At 64.2% G+C, this 19,079-nt stretch carries 22 protein-coding genes; 11 read left to right on the forward strand and 11 right to left on the reverse strand.

From position 1 onward, the window contains the following. The 5 genes from WBF82_RS08090 to WBF82_RS08110 all read right to left on the reverse strand — a co-directional run. On the reverse strand, nucleotides 1-434 hold a 434-nt coding region (locus tag WBF82_RS08090; protein WP_424382529.1), incomplete at its 3' end, for a DUF222 domain-containing protein. 148 nt (nucleotides 435-582) lie between these two features. Next, on the reverse strand, nucleotides 583-2,730 hold the full coding sequence (locus WBF82_RS08095) for an elongation factor G-like protein EF-G2 (RefSeq protein ID WP_424382530.1): 2,148 nt from the start codon (nucleotides 2,728-2,730) through the stop codon (nucleotides 583-585). A 159-nt stretch (nucleotides 2,731-2,889) separates the two neighbouring features. After that, nucleotides 2,890-3,276 (reverse strand): hypothetical protein, encoded by a 387-nt coding sequence (locus WBF82_RS08100; RefSeq protein WP_424382531.1) that lies wholly within the window; start codon nucleotides 3,274-3,276, stop codon nucleotides 2,890-2,892. 138 nt (nucleotides 3,277-3,414) lie between these two features. Further along, nucleotides 3,415-3,822 (reverse strand): TIGR03668 family PPOX class F420-dependent oxidoreductase, encoded by a 408-nt coding sequence (locus WBF82_RS08105; protein WP_424382532.1) that lies wholly within the window; start codon nucleotides 3,820-3,822, stop codon nucleotides 3,415-3,417. A gap of 13 nt (nucleotides 3,823-3,835) precedes the next feature. Continuing rightward, on the reverse strand, nucleotides 3,836-4,597 hold the full coding sequence (locus tag WBF82_RS08110) for an SDR family NAD(P)-dependent oxidoreductase (protein ID WP_424382533.1): 762 nt from the start codon (nucleotides 4,595-4,597) through the stop codon (nucleotides 3,836-3,838). A gap of 287 nt (nucleotides 4,598-4,884) precedes the next feature. On the opposite strand from WBF82_RS08110, the gene WBF82_RS08115 reads away from it, so the two are divergent. From WBF82_RS08115 to WBF82_RS08130, 4 genes are all read left to right on the forward strand, one after another. Further along, complete coding sequence (locus WBF82_RS08115; RefSeq protein WP_424382534.1) at nucleotides 4,885-5,922, forward strand: S1C family serine protease; 1,038 nt, start codon at nucleotides 4,885-4,887, stop codon at nucleotides 5,920-5,922. A gap of 93 nt (nucleotides 5,923-6,015) precedes the next feature. Further along, a complete protein-coding gene (gene treS / locus WBF82_RS08120; RefSeq protein WP_424382535.1) occupies nucleotides 6,016-7,785 on the forward strand; it encodes a maltose alpha-D-glucosyltransferase in 1,770 nt (589 codons plus the stop codon). Next, nucleotides 7,782-9,107 (forward strand): maltokinase N-terminal cap-like domain-containing protein, encoded by a 1,326-nt coding sequence (locus tag WBF82_RS08125; protein WP_424382536.1) that lies wholly within the window; start codon nucleotides 7,782-7,784, stop codon nucleotides 9,105-9,107. The genes treS and WBF82_RS08125 overlap by 4 nt, the downstream gene beginning before the upstream one ends. A gap of 67 nt (nucleotides 9,108-9,174) precedes the next feature. Then, nucleotides 9,175-9,855: a YoaK family protein gene (locus tag WBF82_RS08130; protein ID WP_424382537.1), complete on the forward strand. Its 681-nt coding sequence runs from the start codon at nucleotides 9,175-9,177 to the stop codon at nucleotides 9,853-9,855. Nucleotides 9,856-9,920: 65 nt separating this feature from the next. Here the strand turns inward: WBF82_RS08130 and WBF82_RS08135 are convergent, their stop codons facing one another. Continuing rightward, nucleotides 9,921-10,913 carry an esterase family protein gene (locus WBF82_RS08135; protein ID WP_424382538.1) on the reverse strand — a complete coding sequence of 331 codons (993 nt, stop codon included), beginning with the start codon at nucleotides 10,911-10,913 and terminating at the stop codon, nucleotides 9,921-9,923. Nucleotides 10,914-11,133: 220 nt separating this feature from the next. Continuing rightward, on the reverse strand, nucleotides 11,134-11,631 hold the full coding sequence (locus WBF82_RS08140; protein WP_424382539.1) for a metallophosphoesterase family protein: 498 nt from the start codon (nucleotides 11,629-11,631) through the stop codon (nucleotides 11,134-11,136). Nucleotides 11,632-11,741: 110 nt separating this feature from the next. On the opposite strand from WBF82_RS08140, the gene WBF82_RS08145 reads away from it, so the two are divergent. Beyond that, on the forward strand, nucleotides 11,742-12,197 hold the full coding sequence (locus WBF82_RS08145; RefSeq protein WP_424382540.1) for a MaoC family dehydratase: 456 nt from the start codon (nucleotides 11,742-11,744) through the stop codon (nucleotides 12,195-12,197). 9 nt (nucleotides 12,198-12,206) lie between these two features. Continuing rightward, complete coding sequence (locus tag WBF82_RS08150; RefSeq protein WP_424382541.1) at nucleotides 12,207-13,112, forward strand: alpha/beta fold hydrolase; 906 nt, start codon at nucleotides 12,207-12,209, stop codon at nucleotides 13,110-13,112. Here WBF82_RS08150 and WBF82_RS08155 read toward each other — a convergent pair. Then, on the reverse strand, nucleotides 13,109-14,413 hold the full coding sequence (locus WBF82_RS08155; protein ID WP_424382542.1) for an acyl-CoA dehydrogenase family protein: 1,305 nt from the start codon (nucleotides 14,411-14,413) through the stop codon (nucleotides 13,109-13,111). The genes WBF82_RS08150 and WBF82_RS08155 overlap by 4 nt on opposite strands. A gap of 54 nt (nucleotides 14,414-14,467) precedes the next feature. Here WBF82_RS08155 and WBF82_RS08160 point away from each other — a divergent pair, with 54 nt between their 5' ends. The 4 genes from WBF82_RS08160 (at nucleotide 14,468) to WBF82_RS08175 (ending at nucleotide 15,872) form a co-directional block, all read left to right on the forward strand. Next, nucleotides 14,468-15,079, forward strand: a complete 612-nt coding sequence (locus WBF82_RS08160; RefSeq protein WP_424382543.1) for a GNAT family N-acetyltransferase — start codon at nucleotides 14,468-14,470, stop codon at nucleotides 15,077-15,079. A gap of 103 nt (nucleotides 15,080-15,182) precedes the next feature. After that, nucleotides 15,183-15,344 carry an SDR family NAD(P)-dependent oxidoreductase gene (locus WBF82_RS08165; RefSeq protein WP_424382544.1) on the forward strand — a complete coding sequence of 54 codons (162 nt, stop codon included), beginning with the start codon at nucleotides 15,183-15,185 and terminating at the stop codon, nucleotides 15,342-15,344. Between the two features lie 81 nt (nucleotides 15,345-15,425). Next, nucleotides 15,426-15,527: a hypothetical protein gene (locus WBF82_RS08170; RefSeq protein ID WP_424382550.1), complete on the forward strand. Its 102-nt coding sequence runs from the start codon at nucleotides 15,426-15,428 to the stop codon at nucleotides 15,525-15,527. Nucleotides 15,528-15,557: 30 nt separating this feature from the next. Then, nucleotides 15,558-15,872 (forward strand): hypothetical protein, encoded by a 315-nt coding sequence (locus WBF82_RS08175; RefSeq protein ID WP_424382545.1) that lies wholly within the window; start codon nucleotides 15,558-15,560, stop codon nucleotides 15,870-15,872. Here the strand turns inward: WBF82_RS08175 and WBF82_RS08180 are convergent. Genes WBF82_RS08180 through WBF82_RS08190 form a run of 3 tightly spaced genes read right to left on the reverse strand, consistent with a single transcriptional unit; the run spans nucleotide 15,856 to nucleotide 18,384 of the window. Further along, entirely contained in the window at nucleotides 15,856-16,917 is a 1,062-nt protein-coding gene (locus WBF82_RS08180) for a DUF4185 domain-containing protein (RefSeq protein ID WP_424382546.1), read from the reverse strand. The genes WBF82_RS08175 and WBF82_RS08180 overlap by 17 nt on opposite strands. Nucleotides 16,918-16,922: 5 nt before the next feature. Further along, nucleotides 16,923-17,687 carry a DUF427 domain-containing protein gene (locus WBF82_RS08185; protein WP_424382547.1) on the reverse strand — a complete coding sequence of 255 codons (765 nt, stop codon included), beginning with the start codon at nucleotides 17,685-17,687 and terminating at the stop codon, nucleotides 16,923-16,925. Between the two features lie 22 nt (nucleotides 17,688-17,709). After that, the gene (locus tag WBF82_RS08190) at nucleotides 17,710-18,384 is read right to left on the reverse strand and encodes a TetR family transcriptional regulator (protein WP_424382548.1); all 675 of its coding nucleotides are present in this window, start codon (nucleotides 18,382-18,384) and stop codon (nucleotides 17,710-17,712) included. Nucleotides 18,385-18,453: 69 nt separating this feature from the next. Between WBF82_RS08190 and WBF82_RS08195 the strand changes: the two genes are divergently transcribed. Beyond that, nucleotides 18,454-19,079 (forward strand): FAD-binding oxidoreductase (locus WBF82_RS08195; RefSeq protein ID WP_424382549.1); only part of this gene is annotated, 626 nt, incomplete at its 3' end.

Consider the following 19,079-nt stretch of genomic DNA (forward strand, 5'->3'; position numbering starts at 1 on the left):
ACGTCGACGGAGCGGCAGACCGCCCGGATGTGGTCCTCGCCGACAGCTCCGCGTTCTACCGCGGCCGCCAAAGCGGGCAGCTCCGGCGGTACCGGCGCACCGGTCAACGAGCGGCGCGGCCGAATGCGGGCGGCGAGTTTGAACCGGCGGGTGATTTCGTTGGGCGTGATGCGCAGTCGCGCCCACAGCGCCGAGCGCGTCGCAGCGGTGGACTCCGCCTCGTCGGGCGGGTCGGCGATCTCCCCGAAATACCGATACATCAACCCGCGGTTGGTGCGCTCCTGGGTTTCCAACCGCTGCGCCACAACGACGCGAAACCTGTTACCCACCAAATCCGAAGACGTAGCACGCAACACGTCGTGGGCAGCATCAATCGCATCGAGGGCGACACTGATCTGTTCCCGCGCCGCCTCGGCTCCGATCGCTGAACCCATACCTCGACGGTATGAACCACGCCGACAATTCCACCCCGACCAAAGACACAACACCCGATCTGTGGATCAACCGGCAACTGTGGATAACTGAGTCAGAGTTGCACGTTAGACGTCGCCCACCATCCGTGGCAGGGATAGCGCCCGACCCTCAGTTCGACGATTTCACCCGGGCGGCAGCGGATTCCGGCATCGGTTCGTACCGGGCAAAGGAGCGGGTGAACGAGGCTGCGCCGTGTGACAGCGAGCGCAGGTCGATGGCGTACCGAGTCAGCTCGACTTGCGGCACTTCGGCTCTCACCAATGTGCGGTCGTTGCCGGCGGTGTCGGTACCCAGTACCCGGCCGCGACGCCCGGATAGATCGCCCATCACCGCGCCGACCAGATCATCGGGGATCAGCACCGAGATCTCGTCGATCGGCTCGAGCAGAGTCACCTTGGTCGCGGCCGCGGCCTCCTTCATCGCTACCGAGCCGGCCATCTGGAAAGCGAAATCCGACGAGTCGACGCTGTGCGCCTTGCCATCGAGCAGCGTGACGCGAATGTCGACCACGGGGTAACCGGCATGCACGCCTTTTTCCATCTGAGCGCGTACGCCCTTTTCCACGCTAGGGATGAACTGTCGCGGCACCGCGCCACCGACCACTTTGTCCACGAACTCGAAACCGGACCCTTCGGGTAGCGGTTCGACTTCGATGTCGCAGACCGCGTACTGGCCGTGTCCGCCGGATTGCTTGACGTGTCGACCGTGGCCTTTTGCCTTGCCCGCGAAGGTTTCCCGCAGCGGTACCCGTAGCTCGACGGTATCCACGGCGACGCCGTAGCGGTTGGCCAGCGCATCGAGTAGTACGCCGGCGTGCGCCTCACCCATACACCACAGCACAACCTGGTGTGTCTCCGGATTTTGCTCGATGCGAAGTGTCGGATCCTCGGCCGCCAACCGTCCCAGCCCGACCGACAGCTTGTCCTCGTCGGTCTTGGCGTGTGCCTGAATGGCCACCGGCAGCAGCGATTCCGGCATGACCCACGGTTTGAGCACCAGCGGTTCACCCTTGTCCGACAGGGTGTCTCCGGTTTCCGCCCGGCTCAGCCGGCCGATCGCACACATGTCACCGGGCAGCACCACCGACGCGGGCCGCTGCTGCTTGCCCAGCGGGAAGGACAGCGCACCGATGCGTTCATCCTCATCGTGATCGAGGTGACTGTGGCCGGTGCCGTTGCCGGCCCCGAAGAATTGCGAGAAATGGCCCGACACATGAACCGTCGTGTCGGGCCGGATGGTGCCGGAGAAAACCCGCACCAGGCTTAGCCTGCCGACGTAGGGATCTGAGGTCGTCTTCACCACCTCGGCCAGCAATGGCGAATCGGAGCCGCAGGTCACCTTGGTGAACGCCGCGCCCTGCGGTGTAAAGACTTCGGGCAGCGGGTGTTCAGCCGGTGACGGGAATCCGCGGGTAGCGATCTCCAGCAGCTCCAGGGTCCCGACACCGGTGGTGCTGCAGACCGGGATCACCGGGAAAAACGAGCCACGGGCGACCGCTTTCTCCAGATCGTCGATCAAGACCGATTCGTCGATCTTTTCGCCACCCAGGTACCGTTCCATCAGCGATTCGTCTTCGGACTCCTCGATGATTCCCTCGATCAACGTGCCACGCGCTTCTTCGATTTGATCGGCGTACGACGCATCGGGCGAATGCGTGCTCCGCTTCCCGTCCTGGTATTCGTAGTGGGTCTGCGAAAGTAGTCCGATCAGTCCGTCGCCGGCAGGCAGATAGAGCGGTAAAACCTTGTCGCCGAACGCATTTTGGGCCGTCGAGAGCGCATTTTGATAGTTGGCTCTGGCGTGGTCGAGTTTGGTGATCACCACTGCCCTCGGCATGTCGACCTGGCTGCACTCCTGCCAAAGGGACTTGGTCGGTTCGTCGACGTCCTCGTTGGCCGCGATCACGAACAGTGCGCAGTCCGCGGCGCGCAGCCCGGCCCGCAGTTCGCCGACGAAATCGGCGTACCCCGGGGTGTCGACCAGATTGACCTTGACGCCGTCGTGCAACAGCGACGCCAAGGCCAGACCAACGGACCGTTGCTGGCGGATCTCGGCCTCGTCGTGGTCGCAGACTGTTGTGCCGTCGGCGACGGAGCCGGGTCGCGACAACACGCCGGCGGCGACCAGAAGGGCCTCCACCAAGGTGGTCTTGCCGCCGCCGGATGGACCGACCAGCACCACGTTGCGCACCGCGGCCGGATCATCCACGGCGGGGGCGGCTCCTGCGGTTTGGGAAGCATTCGACTTGTCTGCCATGGCGTGTCTCTCCTTTGAGCCCGCATCGGTTGGCTGACTCCCGCGCGGGGGGCAGCGACCCTGGTAGTCACCTTTCCCCTCGCATCCGCCTAGCACAAGAGTCATGGACCCGTCGCTGTGGAGACGGGTTTCTGGCCCGTCCCGTGGTGGGGGTTGCCGTTAGGCTTGCTGCTGCCGACCTAACTGGCACCGCGCGTCAAATGGCTGAGCCCCATCGGTGCGAAACCCGATCGGTGCAGCCGCCACCGACTTGCGTTTCGGTGAGCCGGGTGGGCCGTAGTTGCCCGCGTCGATGTTGGCTTGGCGCGTGGTGTAAGCGTCGGCGACCTTGCCGATCACCCGGATCGCCGGCTGCGCCGACAACCCGAACCGCGACTTAAGCTCGGCATAGAAGCGTTTCTGCGCCTCAAACTTGTTGCGCATCCGCTGCTTATGCATTTCGGCCGACAACCATGACGCCGCCGCGTTACAGGCGCCGAGCGTGGCCCCCAGCGCGGCCGCCTCCACCTCGGTCGGCAACATCCGGACCTTGACCACCTGCTTCACACCGGCGACGCTAACCGTCGGGTCCGACAGGTCCCGGTAATGCACGCGCACGGTCGATGCCACCGGTTGCCCGTCGCGGGCGAGGCGCCTTCTACCGCTCAACAGCCACTTGGTTCTCGATTCACGCCGCTACCGCGTTCAGGCGTGCCAGCTACTCCAACGTTGCACCGTGACCGCAATCACCGGGCCGTTCAATGGAACCGATTGATACTGGGCGTATTTCGCGCGCAAAAGGTCGTGCCCTATCTCCAGGACATGGCCGTCGTGGTGTATCGCGGCGATGCCGTCGACACGGACCCACCACAACTGTGTCCAGTCATCGGCGTAGTGATCGACCAGCAGGCTCACCTGCGGGTGTCGTTCGATGTTGGCCAACCGTCGCAGACGTTGGGTGGTCTTGGGCTTGGCGTCCACAGCGGTGTAGATGACGTCGTCGCGAACCGCAAAGACCACCGGCACCAGGTGTGGCGTGTTGTCGGGGCCGACGGTGCCCAGCCGGGCTACCGACGCGTGAGCGAAGCTGGCTTTGGGGTCGAAGTTGACCACAACGTTGAGCCTATTAGGTGATCGTCAGACCGCCGTCGACGACGATGGTCTGCCCGGTGACATAGCCGCCGGCCGCTGATGCCAGCCACACGGCGGTAGCGGCGAGCTCGCGCGGGTCACCGAGTCGGCCCAGCACCAGCCGATGCGCCTGGCTTTCCAGGTACCCGGGCTTGTACTCGTCGGTCATCTCGGTCCGAAAGAATCCGGGCGCCAGCGCGTTGACTCGGATTCCCTTTCGTGAGCCCCACTGCTGGGCGAGATCTCGAGTGAGCCCGATGACCGCGGCCTTGCTGGCGCTGTAGGCGGCCTGCGGCAGATCGGCAGTGGTGATGCCCAAGACGCTGGCGATGTTGATGATCGAACTCCCCGGTTGCATGACCCGTCCGCTGGCCTGTGCCACCCAGTAAGCGCCGTTGAGGTTGACGTCGATCACCGAGCGGAATTGCTCGGGTGTCTCGCGGGTAGCCGGGTGCGCGGACCCCACTCCGGCGTTGTTGATCAGGATGTCGACCCGGCCGAAGGTCTGCATCGCGGAGTCGATCAGCGCTTGGCACTGTTCAGGCACGCTGACGTCGGTGGCCACCGGCAGCGCCTTGCGGCCGGCGGATTCGACCAGCACGGCAGTCTCGGCCAACCTGTCGACCCGGCGCGCACCCAACACGACGTCGGCGCCGGCTTCGGCGAACGCCTGGGCGAACGCTACGCCGAGGCCCGACGACGCACCGGTCACGACCACCACTTTGTCGTCAAGGCGGAATGAATCAAGCACGCTCATTTAAAAGACACCTTTGCTGTCGGTTGTCGGCCAGCCAGAAGCTATGAAGCTACCGGGTGGCCAGCCGCACCGGGCGGGGGAACCGCCTGATGATCGTCCGTTTGGCACGACGAGCTCGGGGATATTTGATCCCGTGTCGAAGCGGCCGATCATCCAGCAACTTTGAGACCGGGATGCCCGATGAGCAAACCCCGGTTACGGTGTAGTGAACAAAATCGCGCGTAGGAACCCCGACGCTGCGACAATCCGAGCTTGATCGAGCTGGAACCGATGCAGGAGGTAATGGGATGAGCGAATCGCACCGCCCAAGACCACAATGGTCGCGGATGGGACTGTGGTTGCTCAGTCTGATCGCGGTGGTAGCGCTGGGTCTGGGCACAGCGCCCGCGCACGCTTCGCCATTGACGCCGCCGGCACCGCGGGACGCCACCGCGGCCATCGGGCAGGTCGGCCCGACGATCGTCGACATCGACACCAAGCTCGGGTACCAGAGTGCGGTGGGCGCGGGAACCGGCATCGTGATCGGTCCCAGCACGGTGCTTACCAACAATCACGTCATCGCCGGGGCGACCGACCTGACCGTGCGTTCCATCGGCAATGGCCAGACCTTTCCGGCCACGGTGATCGGCTTCGACCGCAGCCATGACATCGCGGTACTGCAGCTCGGCGGCGGCGGACTGCAGCCCGCCAACATCGGCAACTCCGACTCGGTTGCCGTCGGCGAGCCGATCGTCTCGATGGGCAACGCCGGCGGTGCCGGTGGAGCACCCGCTGCGGTGGAAGGGCGCGTCGTCGCGCTGAACCAGACTGTCTCGGCCTCCGACGCCCTGACCGGTAGCACCGAAACGCTGGATGGGTTGATCCAGGTCGACGCGGGGATACGTCCCGGCGACTCCGGTGGGCCCACCGTCAACTCAGCCAATCAGGTGATCGGCCTGAACACCGCCGCGTCGGCCAACTACCACCTGGGTGGCGGGCAAGGCTTCGTGATCCCGATCAACGAGGCGATGGCCATCGCCGGGCAGATCCAGGGCGGTGGCGGATCCCCGACCGTGCACATCGGTCCGACGGCCTTCCTCGGTGTCGGTGTCAACGACGCCGCCGGTGGTGCGGGCGCGGTAGTCAAGCAGGTGATTCCGACCGGCCCTGCCGCTGGCGCGGGGCTGGCCCCGGGTGACGTGATCACATCGGTCAACGGTCAACCGGTCAACTCCGCTACCGCGCTGACGAACATTCTCGATCAGCACCACCCCGGCGAAAACGTCACCGTGGGGTTGGAGAATCGAACCGTCAACGTGGGGTTGGCGGCAGGTCCGCCTGGCTGATCTGCACAACGCAGCTCGCTGAGCTGCGCTCAATTCGTTTGGCGTGCATATGGTTTGCGATGTGATGCCTCGGGTACGTGTAAGGTCGTGAACTTGACGAGCGACAGAGACGACACGGTCGAGCACGATCCTGCCGAGGGAAGTCGCGTCGAAGCCGGCGTGGTCGAACATCCCAGCGCCGACGATTTTCCCGACGCCCGGGAATTGCCCGCCGATTCAACGTGGTTCAAGCACGCGGTCTTCTACGAAGTGTTGGTTCGGGCGTTTTACGACTCCAATGCCGACGGATTTGGTGACCTGCGCGGCCTGACCGAACGGATCGACTACCTGCAATGGCTTGGTGTCGATTGCATCTGGCTGCCGCCGTTTTACGATTCGCCGCTGCGTGACGGCGGCTACGACATCCGCGACTTCTACAAGGTGCTGCCGGAGTTCGGCACCGTGGATGATTTCGTCGAGCTGGTCGATGCTGCGCACCGGCGGGGTATCCGGATCATCACCGACTTGGTGATGAACCACACGTCGGATTCACACGCCTGGTTCCAGGAGTCGCGGCGCGACCCCGACGGACCCTATGGCGACTACTACGTGTGGAGCGACAGCAGCGACAAATACGGCGACGCGCGGATCATCTTCGTCGACACGGAAGACTCGAACTGGACGTTCGACCCGGTTCGCCGCCAGTTCTACTGGCACCGGTTCTTCGACCACCAGCCGGATCTGAACTACGACAACCCCGCCGTTCAGGAGGCAATGCTCGACGTCATGCGGTTTTGGCTCGACCTCGGTATCGACGGGTTCCGGCTGGACGCCGTGCCCTACCTGTTCGAGCGGGAGGGAACCAACTGCGAGAACTTGCCCGAGACGCACGCGTTTCTCAAACGGGTCCGCAAGGTCGTCGACGACGAATTCCCCGGTCGTGTGTTGCTGGCCGAGGCCAATCAATGGCCAAGCGATGTTGTCGAGTATTTCGGTGACCCCGAAACCGGTGGCGACGAATGCCACATGGCATTTCACTTCCCGCTGATGCCACGCATTTTCATGGCGGTGCGACGCGAATCGCGTTTCCCGATCTCGGAAATCATGGCGCAAACACCGCCCATCCCGAAGATGGCGCAGTGGGGCATTTTCTTGCGCAACCACGACGAGCTGACCCTGGAGATGGTCACCGACGACGAGCGCGACTACATGTACGCCGAATACGCCAAGGACCCGCGGATGAAGGCCAATGTCGGCATCCGCCGCCGGCTGGCCCCGCTGCTGGAGAAAGATCCCGATCAGATCGAGTTGTTCACCGCGTTGCTGCTGTCGTTGCCCGGTTCGCCGGTCATCTACTACGGCGACGAGATCGGTATGGGTGACGTGATCTGGCTCGGCGATCGCGACGGAGTTCGCACGCCGATGCAGTGGACTCCGGACCGCAACGCCGGATTCTCGACGGCCAATCCCGGCCGGTTGTACGTGCCACCCAGCCAGGATCCGATCTACGGCTACCAAGCCGTCAACGTGGAGGCCCAGCGCGACACCTCGACCTCGCTGCTCCACTGGACACGCACGATGTTGGCGGTGCGGCGCAGGCATGACGCGTTCGCGATCGGTACGTTCGAGGAAATGGGCGGATCCAACCCGTCAGTGCTGGCCTACGTGCGCGAAGCCGACCACGATGTGGTGCTTTGCGTGAACAATTTGTCGCGTTTTCCGCAGCCCATCGAATTGAACCTCCAACATTGGAGCGGCTACACGCCGGTGGAACTGACCGGACAAGTCGAGTTCCCGCGGATCGGCCAACTTCCCTACCTACTGACGCTGCCAGGACACGGGTTCTACTGGTTCGAGCTGGCCGAGTCAGAGGAGACGCAATGAACTTGCCGTGGTCCGAATGGCTTCCTCAGCAACGCTGGTATGCCGGGCGGAGCCGGGAACTCGCCACCGCCGAGCCGAGCCACGTCGTCACCCTGCGGGACGGCCTTGATCTGGTACTGGTCGACGTCAGTTACACCGACGGCTCGGCGGAGCGCTATCAGGTAATCGTCAGCTGGGACACCGCGCCGGTACCCGAGTACACCACCGTCGCCACGATCGGCGCCGACGACGACCGCACCGCCTATGACGCGCTGTATGAGCCGCCGGCGGCGCAATTCTTACTGTCGCTGATGGACACGGCCGCCGTCCGATCCGACGTGACGTTTGCCAAGGAGCCGGACGTCACTCTGCCGCTGGAGGCGTCGCCCCGGGTGTCCGACGCCGAGCAGAGCAACACCAGCGTGATCTTCGAGCGCGAGGCCATCCTCAAGGTGTTTCGCCGCGTCAGCCCCGGTATCAACCCCGATATCGAGCTGAACCGGGTTCTCGGCCGGGCGCGCAACCCACACGTGGCCCGGCTGCTCGGCAGCTACGAGCTGACCGCGCAGGGCACCGATAGCGACGCCCCCTGTCCGCTCGGGATGGCGACCGAATACGCGGCCAATGCCGCTGAAGGCTGGGCGATGGCCACCGCCAGCGTCCGCGACCTGTTCGCCGAGGGTGATCTGTACGCCCATGAGGTCGGCGGCGATTTCGCTGGTGAGTCCCATCGGCTCGGCGAAGCGGTCGCCTCGGTGCACGCCACGCTCGCCGACGCCCTCGGCACGTCGCAGGCCCCCTTCCCGGTCGACACGATGTTGGCGCGGTTGTCGTCGGCGGTCGCAGCGGTGTCCGAGCTGGGGCAGTACGCGGAGGCGATCGAGCAGCGCTTCGGCAAGCTGGCCGAGCAGACGATCACCGTCCAGCGGGTACACGGCGACCTGCACCTTGGCCAGGTGTTACGCACACCGGAGTCCTGGCTGTTGATCGATTTCGAAGGTGAGCCCGGGCAGCCGCTGGACGAGCGCCGCGCGCCGGATTCGGCGTTGCGTGACGTAGCCGGCGTGCTGCGCTCCTATGAGTACGCCGCGTACGGACCACTGGTCGATCATGCAGACGACAAGCAACTCGCCGCGCGCGCCCGAGAATGGGTACAGCGCAACCGCACTGCGTTCTGCGATGGCTACGCGGCCGCATCCGGTGTCGATCCGCGCGATTCGGCGCTGCTCTTGGCGGCATATGAACTGGACAAGGCCGTGTATGAGACCGGTTATGAGTCACGGCACCGGCCCGGCTGGCTGCCGATTCCGCTGCGGTCGATCGCAAGGCTTGTTAACAACTGATATGAGTGCCGTCTGAGTTACCGTCGCCGCGCTGCGAGTGTTGCGGTTGTGATGAAAGCATGGCTGCATGCTGCGTGAGACATTCGACAGTGAAGCGCGGCTGTCGTGGGTGCTGGCCGCACTGGCCGGCGTCCTGGGAGCGACGGCCTTCACCCATTCCGCCGGATACTTTGTGACGTTCATGACCGGGAATGCGCAACGCGCTGTGCTGGGATACTTCCGGGACGACGTGCTGCTCTCGGTGACGGCTGGCCTGCTCATGGTGGCCTTCGTCGCCGGCGTGGTGGTTGCGTCTGTGTGCAGGCGGCATTTCTGGGTCGCGCATCCGCACGGGCCGACGGTGCTCGCCACAGTCAGTCTGGTGGCGGCCACGGTGGTGGACGTCATCGATGAGGGCTGGGAAGAAAACTTTCTCGACTTCGCGCCAATCTGGTTGGTGGCCTTCGGAATTGGCGCGTTGAACACGTCCTTCGTCAAGGATGGCGAGGTGTCGACGCCGCTGAGCTACGTGACCGGCACGCTGGTCAAGATGGGCCAGGGGATCGAACGCCATATCGCAGGTGGAGACGTGTCGGATTGGCTCGGCTATTTCCTGCTGTTCGCCAGCTTCGTCGTGGGCGCCACGGTAGGCGGCGGAATTAGCTTGGTGGTCAACGGGACCGGGATGCTGGTCGCCGCTTCGGTGGTGTGCGCGTTGACAACTGGATACACCTACTTCCACCAGGACCGCCGGGCTTTGCTGAACTAGCGCCCGTAGAAATGCATCGGCAGCAGCGCTGGGGGCACGCTGCTGCCGATGCGTCGGAGGGTAGATCAGGTGGCGGCTGGGCCGCCGCTTAGGACCCGCTGAATGTCGGGCTTCATGGCAACCAGCTGCTGGTTCCAGTAACCCCAGTCATGCGTCCCGTTGGTCGGGAAGTTGAACACGCCGTTGTTGCCGCCCGCGGCCACGTAGTTTTCGCGGAACTGCTCGTTGGTACGCAGCGTGAAACTTTCCAGGAACTTGGCCGGCATGCTGTCGCCGCCAAGGTCATTCGGAGTGCCGTTACCGCAGTAAACCCAAACGCGGGTGTTGTTTTGCACCAGTCGAGGGATCTGGACCATCGGGTCGTTGCGCTTCCACGCCGGGTCGCTCGTCGGACCCCACATGTTGGTGGCGCTGTAACCGCCCGCATCGCCCATCGCCAGACCGATCATCGTCGGCCACCAGCCCTCGGACGGGTTCAAAAAGCCCGACAGCGATCCCGCGTAGGAGAACTGCTGCGGGTAGTACGCGGCCAGGATCAGCGCGGAGCCACCCGACATCGACAGGCCCACTGCGGCGTTACCGGTCGGGGCAATGCCCCGGTTGGCCTGCAGGTAGGTCGGCAGCTCGCGGGTGATAAACGTTTCCCACTTGTAGGTCTGGCAGCCGGTTTTGCCGCACGCCGGCTGATACCAATCGGTGTAGAAGCTGGACTGTCCACCGACCGGCATGATCACCGACAGGCCCGACTGGTAGTACTCCTCGAACGCGGGAGTGTTGATGTCCCAGCCGTTGAAATCGTCCTGAGCGCGCAACCCGTCGAGCATGTAGACCGCGTGCGGTCCACCGCCCTGGAACTGAACCTTGATGTTGCGCCCCATCGCCGCCGATGGCACTTGCAGGTACTCGACCGGCAGGCCCGCCTTGGAGAACGCACCTACCGTCGCCGAGCCGCCGACAGCACCGACCAGACCGGCCAGCAACGCTGCCCCAACGGCCGCGATTGCCAGTCGGCGCGGCAAACGGGCCGCCGCGCCGTGCAACTTCTCAAAGAACTTCATAGCTCTTACCCCATCCCAACTTTCATTTGCCGCATAACGCGGTCGAATAGCTGTCGGAGGCAGTCAAACACGGCATGCAGCCCACTCCCGTTTGACGCTTCGGAGAGTGACGTCGCGGTTGGCTAACGATTAAGCGACGGCACGGACTCGAAGATAACGATTGGGAGTCGTTGGCCTCGTGACGTCGGTATTTGCACTGCTGCAAGGCAATTGGACAGGTCTATCGCTGGATGCGGTGCAGGACAACGTCGGTCAATCGGCCGCCGACGGTGCTCGCGGTCATGTACGTGCAAGCCGGTTGCCGGCGACGATCCGTCGGCGAGCCGGGATTGAGCAGCCGCAGCCCGGTACTCGTCGTGCTATCCCACGGGATGTGGCTGTGGCCGAACACCAGGACGTCAGTGTCCGGGTAGCGCCGCGACAGCCGCGTCTCGCGGCCGGCTGCCCCGCCCGTTTCGTGTACCACCGTGAAATGCAACCCGTCCAGTTGCACGTCGGCGCGTTCCGGTAGTCGCGACCGCAACGCGGGGCCGTCGTTGTTCCCCCAGCAAGCCACCAACCGCGAAGCTTCCGCGGTCACGTTGTCCAGCAACTCTGTTGTCGCCCAGTCACCGGCATGAAAGACGACGTCGGCTTGCGCTACCTCTTCCCATACCTGTGCGGGTAAATCGCGCGCGCGTCGCGGAACGTGCGTGTCGGCAAGAAGTAGCAACCTCACCTAGCCATCCTGCGACAGGCGCTCTGCGCTGCGCCACCGCTTGTCGCCACCCCGGGCGCCGCAGAGATGAACTCGGCACTATCGTCTGCACCTAACCAGAGGAGAACACAATGCGTACCTTCGAGTCAGTTGCCGACCTCGCCGCCATCCAGGGGCAAAGCATCGGACACAGCGACTGGGTGACCATCACCCAGGAAGACGTCAACCTCTTCGCCGATGCGACCGGTGATCACCAGTGGATCCATGTGGACCCCGAACGGGCGGCGAAAGGGCCGTTCGGCAAGACCATCGCCCATGGTTTCATGACGCTGGCTCTGCTGCCGCGGCTCCAGCATCAGATGTACACGGTCAACGGCATCAAGCTCGCCATCAATTACGGCCTGAACAAGGTTCGCTTCCCCGCGCCGGTGCCGGTCGGGTCGAAGGTTCGTGCCCAGAGCTCGTTGGTCGACGTTAAGGACCTGGGCAATGGCGCGGTGCAGGCGACGGTGTCGACGACCGTGGAGATCGAGGGGTCGGAGAAGCCGGCGTGTGTGGCCGAGAGCGTCGTTCGCTACATCTCGTAGGCTCAGGCCGTGGACGCTGAACTGGCATCCTGGCTAGCCGCTGGGCAGCACTTCGACTACCTCGGCTTCGACGTCTTCTACCGTGCGCAGGGCAGTGGGCCTGCGCTTCTGTTGATCCACGGTTACCCGTTCAACTCCTTTGACTGGGCACCGATCTGGCCAACATTGACCCAGCGTTTCACCGTCATCGCACCCGACATGTTGGGCATGGGCTTCTCCGCAAAGCCCGTCGCTTACGAATACTCGGTGCACGACCACGCAGACATGCACGAGGCGTTGCTGGCTCACCTGGGGATCGGTAACGCGCACATCCTGGCCCACGACATCGGTGACTCCGTGGGCCAGGAACTGTTGGCCCGTCACGAGTTTGGTCAACGTGCGTATGGCGAGCTGAGCATCGACTCGATCACCTGGCTCAACGGCGGTATGTTCGTCGAGACCTACACGCCGCGGGCAGCGCAGAAGTTGATGTCCCGGACTCCGCTTGGTGACATCTTCAGCCATCTGCAGAACAGCCCGTTATCTCGTCGACTGCTGGAACCGACGCTGCGCGAGATGTTCGGCCCTCACACCAAACCCACACGGCACAAGATGGATGTGTTCAACCAGATCTTGGATTACAACGACGGTCGCCGGGTGCTGCACAAAGTTGGCCGCTTCATCAACGACCGCTATACGCATCGAAATCGATGGGTGCGTGCTATGCGCCAGACCGCGGTGCCCATGCGGTTGATCGACGGGCCAATCGACCCCAATTCAGGTGCGCACATGGCGCGCCGCTACGCCGAGGTAATACCCCACCCCGACGTGGTGATGCTCGCCGACGACATCGGGCACTGGCCGCAACTCGAAGCGCCCGACGACGTGCTGACCCATTTTCTGGCCCACATCGACCGCGTCACCGCCGATAGCTAGAACTCCGCAACAGCGTGCTCTAGGCGTTCGGCCAGCCTGGCCTGTGCCTCCGCGCGCCGGGTGGGTATGTGCTGGGACGGAAATGGTGTCGTCACCGGCTCGTATTCACGCAGTGTTCGACGGGCCACCGTCATCTTGTGCAGCTCGGTGGCGCCGTCGGCGATACCCAGCGACTCGGCGGCCACCATCATCTTGACGAACGGCATCTCGTCGGAGACGCCGAGCGCGCCGTGCAGATGCAGAGCCCGCTGCGCGACGTCGTGCAGCACCTGGGGCATGGCGACCTTGACCGCAGCGATGTCGCGGCGCACTTTCTGGTAATCGTGATGCTTGTCGATCAGCCACGCGGTACGAAGCACCAACAGCCGGAACTGCTCGATCTGGATCCAGCTGTCTGCGATCTTCTCCTGGGTCATCTGGAAGTCCGAGAGTGCGCCGTGCCTGGTCTTGCGTGACACGGCGCGCTCGCACATCATGTCGAAGGCCTTGCGCGCCAACGCGATTGTGCGCATCGCGTGGTGGATGCGGCCGCCGCCTAGGCGGGTCTGCGCGATCATGAACGCCTGGCCCTCACCGCCCAGCACGTGGTCGGCCGGCACCCGGACGTCGTTGTAGCGGCCGGAGCCGTGCGAGCCGTGCTTGCTTGATTCGCCTCCGACCCCGACGTTACGGATGATCTCGATGCCCGGCGTCTCGCCCGGCACGATGAACAGCGACATCTTGTCGTAGGTGCGGGCGTCGGGCTTGGTCACCGCCATCACGATGAAGAACGACGCGTGCCTGGCGTTGCTGGAGAACCACTTCTCCCCGTTGATGACCCAGTCCCCATTTCCAGCGCCGTCGTGGGTGGCTGTCGTCACGAACATGCCGGGGTCGGAGCCGCCCTGCGGTTCGGTCATGGAATAGCAGGAGGTGATCTCGCCGTCGAGAAGCGGCTGCAGGTAGCGAGCCTTCTGCTCGTCGGTGCCGAACATTGCGAGGATCTCGGCGTTGCCCGAGTCGGGCGCCTGGCAGCCGAACACCGAGGGGGCCCAGCGAGACCGGCCGAGGATTTCGTTGAGCAGCGCGAGCTTGACCTGGCCATAGCCCTGGCCGCCGAGTTCGGGTCCCAGATGCGCGGCCCACAATCCCTGGTCCTTCACCTGCTGCTGCAGCGGGCGCAGGATGGCAGAAGTCTCGGCGTTTTTCTTGTCGTACGGATCGAGCGCGACCAGGTCGAGCGGCTCGAGCTCGTTGACCATGAACTCTTCGACCCAGTCCAGCTTCTCCTGGTAGTCAGGGTCCGTTTCGAAATCCCACACCCTTGCGACGCTACCGTCACAGTGCCGAAACGGGGATGACTAATCTGGCCATCAATGACGATCAACGCGAAACCTGCCGGCAGGGCTGACGTCGGCGAGCTAGCCCAGGTGCTCGGCCGCGCTTTCTACGACGATCCAGTCGCTATGTGGATCATGCCCGACGACAGAACACGGGCGGCGCACCTGTGGAGATTTTTCGGGGCCGTTACCCGACACCATCACCTGGCCGGTGGCGGTGTTGAAGTGGCCAGTGGCGGTTCTATCGGCGCGGCAGCGCTCTGGGATCCGCCGGGGCGCTGGAAGCAGACGATCACCGAGCAACTGATGATGGTGCCGTCGTTCATCCGCGGTTTCGGTTTGCGTCCGTCAGTTGGCCGCAAGTTTGGCGGATTGCTCGAGCTGATGAAGCGCCATCACCCCGAGGAACCGCATTGGTATCTGGCCGTGATCGGCAGCGATGTGACCGTGCGCGGCAAAGGGTTCGGACAGGTGCTGATGCGCTCACGCCTTGATCGTGTTGACGCGGAACACGCCCCCGCTTATCTGGAGTCCAGCAAGCCCGAAAATGTCCCCTACTACGAGCGGTTCGGCTTCGAGGTGACCGGCGAAATGGTGGTGCCCGGTGGCGGCCCGACCCTATGGCCGATGTGGCGGGCGCCGCGGTAGCGCGGGTAAACCCCCGAGCGGGGGGGACAATGGCGTTACCGTTGCCAGTTGCGGTTTTCCGGAAAGACCTCGGTGATCAGCGGCGGCGCGATCGAAAAGCTTGGTGGTTGACGTTTTGATCAACAATGCCGGACGCCATCTGACGAAGTACAACCAACCCTTCGGTGTGCTGTCTCGGTCCGATATTCGTGGACTGTTCGACGTGAATGTTATGGGCGTCATCAATTGCACTCTGGCATGCCGTGATTCCTCGCCCCCGGGCTGATGAACACCGAGAACGCGCTCGCCGACCTGCCACACGCACTCGTCGACGACATTGTTCGCGAGCGCCAGCGTGGTCTCGGCCATGCTGTATCTCTGCTCTGACGAGGCGTCGTTCATCACCGGCGAAACCCTCAAAGTCAGCGGCGGCTACCCGCTGGATTCTAGGCCCGGACGGGGTGTTTAGCAGCCGGGGCCCAAGGGCAACCGGTTGGCTATGGCTAGCGACGATGTCGATCCCCAAGTGGACTACACCCTGAGCCCGAGTGAGGCCACCGATTCCGACGAGGTCCGAAACGATGACGGCGACGTCGTCGTCGGCCCACCGGACGGCTGGAGTGAGGCCGACAAGTTCGGGATGACCGCACGCGAAGAGCAAGAGGGTGAATCGCTGGACGACAGGCTTGCCGCCGAGGAACCCGATGTGTTGGACGATCAGGACGTGGACGAAGTGCGCCCGAGCCGGGTGCACCGCGGGCAGATCGACGGAACCCCCGAAGACGGCGAATCGCTGTTCAACGTCGAGGAGTGACCCTCGTAGTCGTGTCACGCAGTGTCGCGCGGAATTGCATTGCCCGGTAAGGCCATCCGTGCGCGGTGTTCCACTGTGACACCATCAGTCCGACGCCGCCGGCGACGTTGAGCCTCGAACCCGCAAGGACGTAGCCGCCGTAGAGCTGCGCGACCCGGTTGTTGGCATGATCTTCGGCGTCCCACGCGCACCCGACGACCGGGACCTGCAGCGGCGCGTTGTGTATTGTGTTGGGGGAGTCGATGACTCGATAGCCCAGGGCGTACTTGGATGACAGAAATCCGCCCAGGATCCATTTGCCGTTTGCCAGCCGCCGCAGCGATAGCTCGCCCCAAGTTTCACCGTCGGGCGTCAGCGGGGTCGGCTCCTTGCCCCACGACCAGCGACCGTTGGTTCGCCCCCATCCGGAGTACCCGTCCACATCGCCGATGTTGTCCGGCCGGACTCGCCGAAGGATGATCCCTTTGTCGCGCTGAAAACCGGTGGCGGCAATGTAAACCCAGCCGTCGGCCGGGTCGTAGTCCCACGACCAGCACTGGGCGTGACCGTTGTGCAGGTCGGCCGGAAACTTCGCGCTTTCGCCCAGATGCTGCCACGAGATGCCGCTGTCGTCGGACTTCCAGATCTCGGTCCAAACCACATTGCCGAAACCCCGGTTGACGATCGCGTGCAGATAGAGGGTGTCGTCGACCCGCAGCAGGTCGGACGGAATCACCGTGCTGATGCCGCGGCGTGGTCGACCGGATGTGACGGTGCGATGCGAATAGCGCCACAGTTGGTGTGCATACTCGGGGTCGCCACCTCCGGCGCGGTGATAGGTGATCGGGTGATTGGCGTCGCCGGCGCCGATGAGGATCACCGGCGAACGCCAGTCCCCGTCGCCAACCCTGTTGCCCGAGAAGGTGTCTCCGAACACCGACACCAGCGATCCGTTTGGCGCGACTACCGACGCACCCAGGTCGGTGCACGTCACACCCCACCGGTCGGTGATGCCGGGTCCGGTGATGTCGGCCAGCTTGCCTTCTTTGCGACGCGAGGTGGCCAATGCCGTCAGCGGCCGCCTTCGACGATGATGTCCACGCGCTCGTTGAAGAACGCGACGAGGTCGGTGACCGGTTCGGCTTCGTGCAGCGGCTGATGGTAGGTCCACGCCACATCGGCCGGACCATTGGGCACCGAGAAGTAGGACGCCCGGCCCTTGTATGCGCAATAGCTGACGGTGTCCGTGGGCTCGAGATTGACGACGACGTCGGCGAGGGGCAGGTAGTAGCGGATTGGCAGCAAGGTTTCGAACAGCAGCAGTGGCCGAGATGACTCAGCCAGTAGCCGGCCTTCCCACTCGATCCGAACGTGTCGGCTGCTGGCGAGAATGTCGATGCGTTTGAACGGGTCATGCGGGTGGGCGACGATTGGCTCGTCTTCTTCGCGCCAGTCGAACGCGCTGAAGTCGAACGTGAGGTAACCGGCCAGGTCAGGGTCGTCCGGCCGGAACGCCGCCGACGGGCGCCTGGCCGCACCGATAACTACGTCGAACATCTCTCCGCTACAACTGTGCGCCGTGAACGGGTTGGTCGGGACCAGGACCGGCAAGTCGGCGAGCTCGTCAACCCGGCCTGCCGATTCCAGCCGGGCCGAGATATCGCGCTCCGGCACCGCATAGGTCGGGACCACCCGTCGGGGTTCCCAGACCAGCAGCCCGTCGACCGTGTCGGCGACGGGCTCGCCGTCCAGGTCAATCCGAAGCCGCTTGTCGGTGGGTTCGTAGCGCAATGACGGCAACGCGCCGCCGAGCAGATCTCGCATTCTGATGCCCATGGCACCATCATTGCGCCGCGGCTTACGGACTGCTGCGCCAGCCGTTGATCCCGATCACAATCATTCGCAGCTGCTTGACCGCGGTCCGCCGGATCTCTTCGATCGCCTCGGCCGATTGGGCGTCTTCGAGCGCTTCGGCGATCACGATCATCGAGTTGACGAACAGAGCAGCCAGCACGTTGAGATCTTCGGTGCTCCAGGTGTTCAGGCCCGGAAACCGGGCCAGGTCGGTGGCCAGCTCAGAGGTGAGCAGCCGGAATTCGGTGCGAATGGCATAGCGCAACACGGTGACGCCGCTGGAGCGCTCACGCCCGATGAAGCGCCAGTGCTCACGGCGCTCGGTGACGCTCGCGACAACAATCTCGACCGACGACTCGATCACCCGGTTCGGGTCGAGCTTGCCGGCACGGGCACCGCGCAGCATGTCACGCAAAGTTCGGAAGGACTCGTCGATCAGGACCAGCCCGAGGGCCTCCATCGATTCGAAGTGCCGGTAGAACGCACCCGGGACGATCCCGGCCTCACGGGTCACCTCGCGCAGGCTCAGGCCGCTGAAACTGCGGTCGTCGAGCAGTTTGAGCGCCGCGGCGATGATCGCTCGCCGCGTCGCCTCTTTGCGCTCCTCCCGGGATGGGCTCTCCCGGGTACGCCCGCGGCCCGACCGATGCGAGCGTGAGCTAGGCGTACGGTCGTTCACTGTGTGAACCCTACCACAGTGCTGCGGAAACCCTTGACGAACTGGGGCATGCTGCCGCACGGTATACACATGTTCACCCAAACTTTGAGAGAGCGGGTACTGGGTTCCGACCTGGTCAACCTGCTGACCGGTCCGCACGGCGTCGACCGGTACACCGAACTGCTGGCCCCCACCTGGACGCGCGGCGAGGGCCGCGCGAAGGTCGTCGATGTACGACGGACCACCCCGCGCAGCGTCACCCTCGTGCTGGCGCCCAACGACGCGTTCAGCGACACCGGTCGCGGCCTTCGTGCGGGGCAGTACGTCAACCTGACCGTTGAGATCGACGGCCGCCGGCACACCCGCTGCTATTCCCCGGCCAACGCCGAGGGCAGCGCACACCTTGAGCTAACGATCGGACATCACGACGGCGGGGTGGTCTCGACTTTCCTGTATGAGCGAGCCCGGCGCGGCATGGTGGTCGGGCTCAGTGGCGTCGGCGGCGACTTCGTCTTGCCGGCCCAACCGCCCCGCCGAATTCTGTTCGTCTCCGGCGGTAGCGGCATCACACCGGTCATGGCGATGCTGCGCACGCTGGTCCACCGAGGCCACTCAGGCGAAATCGCGTTCGTGCATTACGCACGCACCCCCGCAGAGGCCTGCTATCGTCACGAACTCGCCGAGATGCCGGGCGTACGGGTGCTACACGGTTACAC

The sequence above is a fragment of the Mycobacterium sp. genome (assembly GCF_049673265.1).
Classification (GTDB): Bacteria; Actinomycetota; Actinomycetes; order Mycobacteriales; family Mycobacteriaceae; genus Mycobacterium.